This is a genomic window from Pseudomonas fluorescens (assembly GCF_000968015.1).
GTDB lineage: Bacteria > Pseudomonadota > Gammaproteobacteria > Pseudomonadales > Pseudomonadaceae > Aquipseudomonas > Aquipseudomonas fluorescens_W.
The window spans coordinates 13,837-25,174 of the sequence record NZ_LACH01000068.1 but is presented as its reverse complement, the minus strand read 5'-3'; the positions used below and the strand labels follow the sequence as shown (position 1 = coordinate 25,174).

The following is an 11,338-nucleotide window of genomic DNA, read 5'->3' as shown; positions in this document are numbered from 1 at the left end:
TGTGAGCGAACTCATTCGCGTACCTGACATCGGCAGCGGTGAAGGTGAAGTAATCGAACTATTTGTGAAGGTCGGCGACCGTGTCGAAGCCGACCAGAGCATCCTGACGCTTGAGTCGGACAAGGCGAGCATGGAAATTCCTGCTCCCAAGGCCGGCATCGTCAAAAGCATCAAAGTGAAGCTGGGCGATCGCCTGAAAGAAGGCGACGAACTGCTGGAGCTGGAAGTCGAAGGTGCCGCTGCTGCGGCTCCTGCGGCTGCCGCTGCGCCGGCGCCAAAAGCTGAAGCGAAACCGGCTGCTGCTCCTGCCGCCGCGGCTCCAGCTCCAGCTGCCGCGCCTGCTGCCGCTTCGGTTCAGCAAGTGCACGTGCCGGACATCGGTTCGTCGGGCAAGGCCCAGATCATCGAGATCCAGGTCAAGGTCGGCGACACCGTCGAGGCTGATCAGTCGCTGATCACCCTGGAATCCGACAAGGCCAGCATGGAAATCCCTTCGCCCGCCGCTGGCGTGGTCAAGGCCATCAGCGTCAAGCTTAACGACGAAGTCGGCACCGGCGACCTGATCCTGGATCTGGAAGTGGCAGGTGCTGCGGCACCGGCTGCGGCCGCGCCAGCTCAGGCAGCTGCACCTGCTGCCGCTGCTCCAGCGCCAGCCGCTGCGGCCCCGGCTGCACCGGTTGCTGACAGCGTTCAGGACATTCATGTCCCGGACATTGGCTCTTCGGGCAAGGCCAAGATCATCGAAGTCCTGGTCAAGGCCGGCGACACCGTTGAAGCCGATCAGTCGCTGATCACCCTGGAATCCGACAAGGCGAGCATGGAAATTCCATCGCCTGCCGCTGGCGTGGTGGAAAGCGTTTCCATCAAGCTGGATGACGAAGTCGGTACTGGCGACCTGATCCTGAAGCTGAAAGTCAAAGGCGCTGCGCCTGCTGCTGCCCCGGCTCCGGCCGCTGCTGCTCCTAGCGCTTCAGCTCCAGCCCCAGCCGCCGCTGCGCCTGCTGCTCCGGCACCGGCCGCACCAGCTGCAGCACCGGCCAAACCGGGCGCCAAGGTTCACGCAGGTCCTGCGGTGCGCCAACTGGCTCGCGAGTTCGGCGTCGAGCTGAACGCTGTCGGCGCCAGCGGTCCGCACGGTCGCATCCTGAAAGAAGACGTGCAGGTTTACGTCAAAGCCATGATGCAGAAGGCCAAGGAAGCACCGGCCGCTGCTGCTGGCGCAACCGGCGGCGCGGGCATCCCGCCGATTCCGGTCGTGGACTTCAGCCGCTTCGGTGAAATCGAAGAAGTGCCGATGACCCGCCTGATGCAAATCGGCGCGTCGAGCCTGCACCGCAGCTGGCTGAACATTCCACACGTGACTCAGTTCGATTCGGCTGATATCACCGACCTGGAAGCGTTCCGTATCGCTCAAAAAGCCGTTGCAGAGAAGGCTGGCGTCAAGCTGACCATCCTGCCACTGCTGCTCAAATCCTGCGCGCACCTGCTCAAGGAACTGCCGGACTTCAACAGTTCGCTGGCACCAAGCGGCAAAGCGATCATCCGCAAGAAGTACGTGAACATCGGCTTCGCCGTCGACACCCCTGAAGGCCTGCTGGTACCGGTCATCAAGAACGTCGATCAGAAGAGCCTGTTGCAACTGGCAGCCGAAGCCGCTGTGCTGGCCGCCAAGGCCCGCGACAAAAAGCTCACCGCTGACGACATGCAAGGCGCCTGCTTCACCATTTCCAGCCTCGGCCACATTGGCGGCACCGGCTTCACGCCGATCGTCAACGCGCCGGAAGTGGCGATCCTCGGTGTTTCCAAGGCAACCATCCAGCCAGTCTGGGACGGCAAAGCCTTCCAGCCGAAACTGATGCTGCCACTGTCGCTGTCCTACGATCACCGTGTGATCAACGGCGCCGCTGCTGCACGCTTCACCAAGCGTCTGAGCGACCTGCTGGCGGACATCCGCACCATCCTGCTGTAACACCGATCGGCCCTCCTTCACCGGAGGGCCCGTCGCGTTCCACGTTTTCCGAGCGCCACGCTCGTACCTCAACCCCGCCAGTTTGGCGGGGCTTTTTTTGCCTTGAAGAAAGTCACCCAACACCCCTTTCCTACATTCGCGGCTTACGTCGCCCACAACTCCAGTCCACTTCTGCTCGATATTTCTTGCAAGCCAATAACTAAGCTCAGTCCAACTAATTATCGTTAAACCTTCATCAGCCTATTTTGCTTAGTTAGCATTAATTCGAATGGATTCGAACATGTTCAAACCGACTGTCGGCCCTATTATTGGCCACACCACAACTAACCACGCACGCATCTTCTTGCGCGGCGAACTTCAAAACAATGCACCGGCATTTGCAGGCGTTCGTTATCGCAGGCAGGGCGAAGAGCGCTGGTCCAAAGGTGTATTTGCAAAGTTGACGATCTTGCGTGATATGTCCGATGTGATTGCACTCAACGACCTTGCCACCGATACCGAGTACCAATACCAGGCAGGCTGGTTCAGCCCCATGAGCCCGGTGCACACCGTGGAAACGGTCCAGGAGCTGCCGCTGCAATGGCCCCGCGCTATCTACCGGTTTCGCACGCAGTCCAGCAAAGCCACGATTCCACGGGCCTATATCGTCGGTTCATGTCGATACCTGCGCATGACCGCTGGCGTCCCCTCTGCACCGCATCTGGGGGACCGGATTTTCGCCTCGATCACGAATCTGGCGCAGCAGGCCGAACCGCCCATCAGCGCCATGTTGATGACCGGCGATCAAATCTATGTCGATGATCTGAACGTCATTGCTCCCGACCGGGAATACAAGGAAATACTCAGTAAGTACCGAGCAGCGTTTTCCCAACCCAATATCGCAAAGTTAATGTCCGGCGTGCCGACTTACATGATCCTCGATGATCACGAAATTGAAGACAATTGGCCCACCAACGAAAGTAAGGCCGATGCCTATTTATATAAAAACGCCATCGCGGCGTATGAGGTGTATCAAGCCAGTCATAGCCCGGCGCATGCACTTCTTGCTGGCGGGCAAATAAATAGAAAACTGGAACACTATTGGTATCAATTCGCCGAAGGCGATATCGAATGGTTTGTCACTGACAGTCGAACCCGGCGCAACCTGTCGGCCAATGATCGACGCATCCTCGACGAAGCGCAGGAACAGGCCTTGTGCAAATGGTTGATTCACACCCCGGCCAGGGTCAAATTCGTGGTCACCAGCGTGATGTTCTACCCCGACCGCAAAGCCCATGGCGATGACGCGTGGAAGGCTTTTCCCGAACAGCGTCTGCGGCTGCTGGAGACAATTCGTACACACCGCATCAAGAACGTCTTCTTTGTTTCCGGCGATGTCCACGGCTCTTTGACGAGTCGTCTGACCCACAGCGACGACCCGGACTTCGAGGTGCACACCATCGTTTCCTCACCCTTGTGCAACAGCAAACTGCTGCCGTACGCCAAGGCATCCACCTTCATCCTCAATCAACCATTGGCGCGAACAGCCGCTGGCGACTATCAGCATGAACTGACCAGCCAGGTGGTCAGCAAGGACAACTTTGCCCATTTGATCGTCGATGCCGAACAGGTTCGTGTCAGTTATCACGACCGGGATGGCCAACTGCTGCAATCGGTAGGCATTCCTTTGCGTTAAACCAAACCTGTCGCGAGGGAGCTTGCTCCCGCTTGAGTGCGCAGCGCTCACAAGATTTTTGGGCCGCTGCGCAGCCCAGCGCGAGCAAGCTCGCTCGCCACAGGGCTCCAAACGATTACTTTTAGCCATCCATTGGAGAAATCCCGCCGCCGGCCGACATATTCTTATAGCACTTGGCCTTCATGTCTCTTGTCAGTCAGTGTCGCAATGATGCAACCTTGCCGCAGGTAACAGTAAAGAGGGCGAGAGCCCGGCGCGATCAGCCTATTCGAAGCGAGTTTCCCTCCATATGAAAAGCCAACCCGATGCCGCCAGCCGTATGGTGGCCGAGGTAGTGACGCAGTTGCCTGTGCCCTCGCGGCTCGGCATGCTTCGTTTCGAACGGCTGAATGAAGCGAGTTGGGCGCTACTGTTTCTCGATCCCAATTGCGAACGACAGTTCGGCCTGCCGGCTGTGGAACTCTGTGCTCTGGTCGGCTCGCCCTACGCCAGCCTGATGGAACCCGAAGCGCGCTATCAGCTGCATGACGCGGTTCAGCAGCAACTCACCGAAAGCCCGCATTACCTGATCCGCTACACCCTGCACACCGCCGCCGGTTCCTTGAACCTGCTGGAACTGGGCGAAGCCTACAAACAACACAATCGACACCTGCTGCGCGGCTACCTGCTGGTGGTCGACGGCCTGTTCGAGGGCGAGCAACTGCTGCCGGCCCTGGACCTCGAAACCCAGAACTCTCGCCTACAGATCGCCCTGGAACTCAATCAGCGCGCCCAGCAGGAACAGCTTCTGCACCTGGACCGGGTGCGCGCCCAGCAAGACTTGATTTTGCTGCTGACCCGCCAGCGCTATAGCAGCAACAACTCCCTGAAAGAAGCCGCCGAACTGATCACCCGCAGTGCCTGTGACATTTACGAAATCGACTGCGCCAGCCTGTGGAATTTCGAAGGTTCACTGCTCGTGCCGATTTCGGCCTATCACCGCGCCAGCCAGGAATACCTGCTGCCGGAGCCGATCGACGTCAGTCACTTCCCCGACTACGTGGAGGCCTTGCACACCGGCCGCGCCATCGACGCCCACAACGCCTTGCGCGACCCGCGCACCCGGGAAATGGCCGAACACCTGCGCTCGCGTGATGTGAACGCCATGCTCGATGCCAGCATCCGCGTCGATGGCCAAGTGGTCGGCGTACTCTGCCTGGAACAGACCGGCACGACCCGCGCCTGGCAATCGGACGAAATTGCTTTCGCTGGTGAGTTGGCGGATCAGTTTGCCCAAGTCATCAACAACCACAACCGCCGCACCGCCACCAGCGCCCTGCACCTGTTCCAGCGTGCGGTAGAGCAAAGCGCCAACGCCTTTTTGCTGGTCAATTGCGATGGCGTGGTGGAATACGTCAACCCGAGCTTCACGGCGATCACCCAGTACACCACCGAAGAAGTCCACGGCCAGCGGCTGTCGGAACTGCCTGCCCTGGAAAACCTCAGCGAACTGTTGTTCGACGCGCACTCGGCGCTGGCCAAGAGCAACAGCTGGCAGGGTGAGTTCAAAAGCCGCCGTAAAAACCTCGAACCCTACTGGGGCCAGTTATCGATTTCCAAGGTTTACGGCGACAACCGCGAGCTGACGCATTACATCGGTATCTACGAAGACATCACCCAGAACAAGCTCGCTCAGCAGCGCATCGAGCGTTTGGCCTATACCGATAACCTGACCAACCTCGGCAACCGCCCGGCCTTCATTCGCAACCTCGATGAACGTTTCGCCCGAGACAGCGATACCCCGATCAGCTTGTTGCTGGTGGACATCGACAACTTCAAGCGAATCAACGACAGCCTCGGCCACCAGACCGGTGACAAACTGCTAATCAGCCTGGCCCGACGCCTGCGCAACAGCCTGAGCCCGAGCGGCAGCCTGGCGCGGTTCGCCAGTAACGAATTCGCCGTGCTGCTGGACGACACCGACCTGCGTGCGGGCCAACAGATTGCCAATCAATTGCTGGCGACCCTCGACAAGCCGATGTTCGTCGACAACCAGCTGATCAGCGTCACCGGCTCCGTGGGCCTGGCCTGCGCGCCGTTGCACGGTCGTGATCCGCAAACCCTGATGCGCAACGCCGGTCTGGCGCTGCACAAGGCCAAGGCCAACGGTAAACACCAGGTCCAGGTGTTCACCGAAGCGCTGAACGCCGAAGCCAGTTACAAGTTGTTCGTCGAAAACAACCTGCGCCGCGCCCTGACCCAGAACGAGCTGGACGTGTTCTACCAGCCCAAGCTCTGCCTGCGCAGCGGTCGCCTGCTCGGAATGGAAGCCTTGCTGCGCTGGAACCATCCGGAAAAAGGCATGATCCGCCCGGATCAGTTCATCAGCGTCGCCGAAGAAACCGGGCTGATCATTCCCATCGGCAAATGGATCGCCCGCCAGGCCTGCCGCATGAGCAAAGACCTGACCGCCGCTGGCCTGGGCAATCTTCAGGTGGCAATCAACCTGTCGCCCAAGCAGTTCTCCGATCCGGACCTGGTGTCGTCCATCGCCAACATCCTCAAAGAAGAAGCGCTGCCGGCAAACCTGCTGGAGCTTGAACTCACCGAAGGCCTGCTGCTGGAAGCCACCGAAGACACTCACTTGCAGCTTGATCAGCTCAAGCGCCTGGGCCTGACCCTGGCCATGGATGACTTCGGCACCGGTTACTCGTCGCTCAGTTACTTGAAAAAATTCCCGATCGACATCATTAAGATTGATCGAAGCTTCATTCACGAAATCCCCGACAACCAGGACGACATGGAAATCACCTCCGCAGTGATCGCCATGGCCCACAACCTGAAACTCAAGGTCGTGGCTGAAGGCATCGAAACTGCCGAGCAGTTGGCGTTCCTGCGCCGTCACCGTTGCGACGTCGGCCAGGGCTACCTGTTCGACCGACCGATCCCCGGCACCGAGCTGATCGAAAAGCTCAAGCGCTATCCGCGCGGCCCGATCGCCTGACAGCACACCGCAAATCCCTGTGGAACACCGCCAATCCCTGTGGGAGCGAGCTTGCTCGCGATAGCGGCGTGTCAGTCAGCATCCATGTCACTGATACGCCGCTATCGCGAGCAAGCTCGCTCCCACAGGGGCACACGGGTAGTGCGTAACTGGACGGCATTGGGCAAACTGCGTGTCTGACAATTTACATTCAACCTGACTGAGGGGACTGATCATGGTCTTGCGCTCGGAAATTCTGGTGAACAAAAACGTGCTCCCGACTAAAGAACAAGCTCTGCCTGGCCGCGAAACCCCAATGACCGTGCCGGAAAAACACTTCGTCCACGACGCCCCGCTGCTCGGCCCGTTCGCGATGGACGTGGATTTCGCGATCTTCGGCCTCGGCTGCTTCTGGGGTGCAGAGCGCAAGTTCTGGCAGCGCGAAGGCGTGGTCAGTACGGCGGTGGGCTACGCCGGCGGCTTTACGCCGAACCCGACGTATGAAGAAGTCTGCTCGGGCCTGACCGGCCACAGCGAAGTGGTACTGGTGGTCTACGAGCCGGCAAAAGTCAGCTACGAAGCGCTGCTGAAGATGTTCTGGGAACTGCACAACCCGACTCAGGGCATGCGTCAGGGCAATGACATCGGCACGCAGTACCGCTCGGTCATCTACGCTACCAACCCGACCCAGTTGGCAGCCGCCAAGCACAGCGAGCAAGTGTTCCAGGCCGAGTTGACCAAGGCTGGCAAAGGCACGATCACCACTGAAATCGACGAAGCGCCGACGTTCTTCTTTGCCGAGGCTTATCACCAGCAGTACCTGGCCAAAAACCCTGAAGGGTATTGCGGGATTGGCGGTACAGGCGTGACTTGCCCGATTTGACCGCTTAAAGCAAAAGATCGCAGCCTCGTTTCACTCGACAGCTCCTACTTAGAAATGCATTCCCCTGTAGGAGCTGTCGAGTGAAACGAGGCTGCGATCTTTTGATCTTGCTTGTCGATTGACCCTATTCGGCAATCAACCAATCCATCTGCCACCCACCCTGTGTCTGTCCCAACTTCTTGGACAACCACGGCAGCAGTTCACGCAATTCCTCTTCCAGCCCCCACGGCGGATTAGCAATCGCCAACCCGGAGCCATTCAGACTGTTCGGCGTATCCAACGGATGCACCAGCAACTCAACGCGCAACAACTTCGGCGCGCCCGTGCCCGCCAGGTCCTGATAAAAACGACGCAACATGCGCTGGTCCTTCACCGGGTACCAGATCGCCGCCACGGTTTGGCGCATCCGGCCAATCGCCTCTTTCAGCGACGCCGCACAGCGCTGCATCTCATCCAGCTGCTCGAACGGCGGATCAATCAACATCACCGCCCGCTTCTCCTGCACCGGCAACATCGCACGCGGCACATGCCAGCCTTCGCCCAGATGCACCTTTACCCGACGGTCGCCGGCCATGTTGTCCTTGAGCAACACACCGTCCTCGGGGTGCTTCTCGTTGAGCATCACCCGATCCTGCGGCCGCGTCAGACGCCGCGCCAACTCCGGCGACCCCGGGTAATAGCGCAATTGGCCATCCGGGTTCATGTCGTGCAGCACCTTCATGTAATCAGCGGTCAACGCCGGCAGATCCGGCTGATCCCACAAACGCGCAATACCTTCCAGGTACTCACCGGTACGGCTCGCCTGATCACCCTGCAGGTCATACAGACCAATGCCGGCGTGAGTGTCGAGATAGGCAAACGGCTGCTCCTTGCGCGACATCAAAGCGATGATGCGGGTCAAAGTCAGGTGTTTGAACACATCGGCGTGATTGCCGGCATGGAAGGCGTGACGATAATTCATGATTACTCCTGCGAAGGGCGGGAAGTTTACCTTGTACGGCGGCGAACGTCAGGGCTTCACAGCCGAGCGGACAGTCGCAACAGCCACAATCCCCGGCCGAACACAAAACCTGTGGCGAGGGAGCTTGCTCCCGCTGGGCTGCGAAGCAGCCCCAAAACCTGAGATCTGGTTATGCCTGACACACCGCACTGCCCGGCTTACGACTGCTGCGCAGCCGAGCGGGAGCAAGCTCCCTCGCCACAAAAGCCGACCGGTGCTACTCCGAAGACCGCGCCCGCAACCGCCGTCCAAGCACATCCAGCACATCACACCCATCCCGCAACGGAATGGCACAGAGCAAAGCAAAATCACTAAGAATGAAGGACTGACACTCGATCGAACCGCGCATGGACAAGTTCTCCATCACTTGGGTGACGGCGCGAATTCGGTAGCTGGCAGCGTCATACAAAACATCCAGCGGCGCTTGGGTGTCGACGAACAGGGTTGGCATGTCGTCGCAATTGCTGGTGAGCGCCATGAAGCGGCTTTTGGGGTGGGGGATTGGTTTTTCGTAGGGTGGGTCGGGGTGAAGACTTTTCATTTTTAAACCTCTGGTAGAAGTGGAGCTACCATCGGCCTTCCTACAGGCTTGGGTGGCAGCTATGCGCGGGGTAGGAATATCGAGACCAGAGAGCAAACTCGACCACGCCGAAGCGTGCCCGCACACAGCCGCCGCAACTGATCTTACGGACGCATGTTGATGGCCGCAATTCAGGTGTCGACGCCAGAGCGTCCTCTCTAGTATTGAAGGGTTCCTACACCCCGCCACTGAATTTTCAGTGACCACCAGAGACTATCGATGGAGAACATTTCACACCAGTTCATGGAAACCGCTACGACTTGAAGGAAACTTCCGAAGACCTTGCCCAGAAATTTCGCTCAAAAAAGCAAACGCGGCGAAAGGCTTCACTGAAGCCTGGCTTGATTTCGCCACCTGTTGAATCCACCACCTATAGCTGCCGCTCAGCAACGACAGAATTCGGCCCAGAGTGTGTAAATAGCCTGCCACTCTCTTACCGTCAAATTCAGACGGAGAAAAACACCAAGCTATCAAGATCGATCTCGGCGTAGATCCCCAAATCGCCCTTGTAGAGACAGATCTTGGAAACTCCTAACTCGGATTGTAAGAACTCAACGAGCTTTTTAAGGTTAGCGTTTTTAGACATCGCAGTCGGACGTACTACCGTTACCTGTCCGGGCTCGTCATCGTAAGTTCTGATTAGAAACACATCCTCTTCGTTCTGTATGGCGTAGTTATAACCACGGTACTCATATCCAACATCGTGATCGACATCATCAAAGCGAGTAGATTTCACTATTCTCAAAGTAGTAGCCCGTTAAATATCACTCATAAGAAATGGGACAGACTTATTTACTATCTAAGTCTTCAGAAATTCATACTAGCTTAAGCACTAGCCTCACCAAGTTGAAAAGTCCTCCCGACTCGCTTTATAAAGATCATCAACCCACGCCTCCGACAACTTAAGGTACACATCTTCAAAAAACGCCCTAGGATTTTCCATTTCATCCCACCCAGGAGGGAGCGAGGAGGGAGACATCGGATCATGTTCCAAAATCTCAGAAAAAATACTCGAATCACTATCAAGAGCCTCTTCCAACACTAAGAACAAAACAAACTTATGTCGATAACTCAACGCAGCGAAGCGCTTGACAATAAACCGGGATATTAAAAACTCTCTATCTGAAGGACACTCAGGATCGTACTCCGATAACTCAACCCCAAGACTCTCCTCGCGATCATATATATCGAACCCACCGAGAAAGTGCCCAAGGCTTGGGTTATATGAAACATTCAGATACGGATGCATCAGCATTAGATTTTCTCTATCGGATAAAGCGCTATAGGCTGCAATGTCTCAAAATCGAATTTCATTTCAAAGGCATTCATCTGAGGAATGAAACGCGGATTGGCTGGATCTAAAGGATTAGGCTTATATCCCTCACCTACATTTTCAGCCTCCATTCTTACTAACAAATTTCCTTTGCTATCCTCCCCAGTAAAACGAGACATTTTTCTAGCCTCCCTTGTCATCGCTTCATTATAAGCATTCAACTGCGCTCTATGGCTCATAAACCTAGAGCTTGGAACGGCTCTCCACCTCTTGCTTTCACCATGAAGTTCGCAGCTAGTGGTTTGTTGCTGAACAGCAGAACCCGAACCATCCGCCCAATTCTTATACATAGTTCGCAGTGTAGAAATCAATTTTTTAATAGGCATTAATAACATCATTTTTCAAAAACCGACCATAACTGAACACAAAAGAATACGGACCAAAAAGCGGGCGACCAAAAAGGGAACGGATTTATTTGTTGCTCTATAACAGCACCTTCGAAGCTGGCAGCAAAAATAAATCCGCCCCCTTTGGCCAAATACGGACCAGAAGCAACTAAACTAAAAATCACTAAAACTCTTTACCAACTCGCTGGGTCTTCAAGACTGGCCTTTTGAAGATCCTCTTTCCACTCGATAGTTGCCAACCGATAAATATCTTCAAAAAAAGCTCTCGTGTTTTCCATTTCATCCCACCCACAGGGAAATGAGGAGTACGCCTCTGGGTCGTACTTAAAAAGCGACTGAAAGTCGTAGTTTTTATCCTCAAGCGCCTTTTCCAAACACTTATAAAGTAAAAAGCGGTGTCGATAGGTACGATTTCTAACCAGACAATACTTGAGTATTAACTCTTCCCTGTCCGACGGGTCATTTGGATTAAATTTCTCCAACTCCTCTCCAAGTGTTTCTTCACGATCATAAATATCGAAACAACCCAAAAAATATGAAGGTGTCGGTATATATGGCTGCTGAGTACCAGGATCAATAAACATAATCT

Annotated in this window: 9 protein-coding genes; 4 read left to right on the top strand and 5 right to left on the bottom strand. The window is 56.2% G+C overall.

The annotated features are described in order from the left end of the window. Window position 1 precedes the first annotated feature (1 nt). The 4 genes from aceF to msrA all read left to right on the top strand — a co-directional run bounded on the left by aceF (window position 2) and on the right by msrA (window position 7,489). Window positions 2-1,969, top strand: coding sequence for a dihydrolipoyllysine-residue acetyltransferase (aceF, locus tag VD17_RS26550; protein WP_046056425.1), 1,968 nt, complete (start codon window positions 2-4; stop codon window positions 1,967-1,969). A gap of 280 nt (window positions 1,970-2,249) precedes the next feature. Then, a complete protein-coding gene (locus tag VD17_RS26545) occupies window positions 2,250-3,644 on the top strand; it encodes an alkaline phosphatase D family protein (RefSeq protein ID WP_046056424.1) in 1,395 nt (464 codons plus the stop codon). Window positions 3,645-3,933: 289 nt separating this feature from the next. Continuing rightward, the gene (locus VD17_RS26540; protein WP_046056423.1) at window positions 3,934-6,627 is read left to right on the top strand and encodes a putative bifunctional diguanylate cyclase/phosphodiesterase; all 2,694 of its coding nucleotides are present in this window, start codon (window positions 3,934-3,936) and stop codon (window positions 6,625-6,627) included. A gap of 214 nt (window positions 6,628-6,841) precedes the next feature. Beyond that, entirely contained in the window at window positions 6,842-7,489 is a 648-nt protein-coding gene (gene msrA, locus VD17_RS26535) for a peptide-methionine (S)-S-oxide reductase MsrA (protein ID WP_033055450.1), read from the top strand. Between the two features lie 124 nt (window positions 7,490-7,613). Here msrA and VD17_RS26530 read toward each other — a convergent pair whose 3' ends face one another. The 5 genes from VD17_RS26530 to VD17_RS26505 all read right to left on the bottom strand — a co-directional run bounded on the left by VD17_RS26530 (window position 7,614) and on the right by VD17_RS26505 (window position 11,333). After that, window positions 7,614-8,450 (bottom strand): 23S rRNA (adenine(2030)-N(6))-methyltransferase RlmJ, encoded by an 837-nt coding sequence (locus VD17_RS26530; protein WP_033055449.1) that lies wholly within the window; start codon window positions 8,448-8,450, stop codon window positions 7,614-7,616. Window positions 8,451-8,706: 256 nt separating this feature from the next. Continuing rightward, window positions 8,707-9,030 carry a hypothetical protein gene (locus VD17_RS26525; RefSeq protein WP_046056422.1) on the bottom strand — a complete coding sequence of 108 codons (324 nt, stop codon included), beginning with the start codon at window positions 9,028-9,030 and terminating at the stop codon, window positions 8,707-8,709. Window positions 9,031-9,907: 877 nt separating this feature from the next. Continuing rightward, complete coding sequence (locus VD17_RS26515; RefSeq protein WP_046056420.1) at window positions 9,908-10,324, bottom strand: hypothetical protein; 417 nt, start codon at window positions 10,322-10,324, stop codon at window positions 9,908-9,910. Continuing rightward, window positions 10,324-10,728 carry a hypothetical protein gene (locus tag VD17_RS32760; RefSeq protein WP_259674598.1) on the bottom strand — a complete coding sequence of 135 codons (405 nt, stop codon included), beginning with the start codon at window positions 10,726-10,728 and terminating at the stop codon, window positions 10,324-10,326. The genes VD17_RS26515 and VD17_RS32760 overlap by 1 nt, the downstream gene beginning before the upstream one ends. A 194-nt stretch (window positions 10,729-10,922) precedes the next feature. After that, a complete protein-coding gene (locus VD17_RS26505) occupies window positions 10,923-11,333 on the bottom strand; it encodes a hypothetical protein (protein ID WP_046056419.1) in 411 nt (136 codons plus the stop codon). Between the last annotated feature and the right edge of the window lie 5 nt (window positions 11,334-11,338).

What these genes read in the sequence shown, in the direction of transcription:
- VD17_RS26525 (WP_046056422.1), bottom strand. Translation starts at nt 9,030, where the DNA reads ATGAAAAGTCTTCACCCCGACCCACCCTACGAAAAACCAATCCCCCAC.
- VD17_RS26540 (WP_046056423.1), top strand. Translation starts at nt 3,934, where the DNA reads ATGAAAAGCCAACCCGATGCCGCCAGCCGTATGGTGGCCGAGGTAGTG.
- VD17_RS26515 (WP_046056420.1), bottom strand. Translation starts at nt 10,324, where the DNA reads ATGCTGATGCATCCGTATCTGAATGTTTCATATAACCCAAGCCTTGGG.
- VD17_RS26505 (WP_046056419.1), bottom strand. Translation starts at nt 11,333, where the DNA reads ATGTTTATTGATCCTGGTACTCAGCAGCCATATATACCGACACCTTCA.
- VD17_RS26530 (WP_033055449.1), bottom strand. Translation starts at nt 8,450, where the DNA reads ATGAATTATCGTCACGCCTTCCATGCCGGCAATCACGCCGATGTGTTC.
- msrA (WP_033055450.1), top strand. Translation starts at nt 6,842, where the DNA reads ATGGTCTTGCGCTCGGAAATTCTGGTGAACAAAAACGTGCTCCCGACT.
- VD17_RS32760 (WP_259674598.1), bottom strand. Translation starts at nt 10,728, where the DNA reads ATGCCTATTAAAAAATTGATTTCTACACTGCGAACTATGTATAAGAAT.
- VD17_RS26545 (WP_046056424.1), top strand. Translation starts at nt 2,250, where the DNA reads ATGTTCAAACCGACTGTCGGCCCTATTATTGGCCACACCACAACTAAC.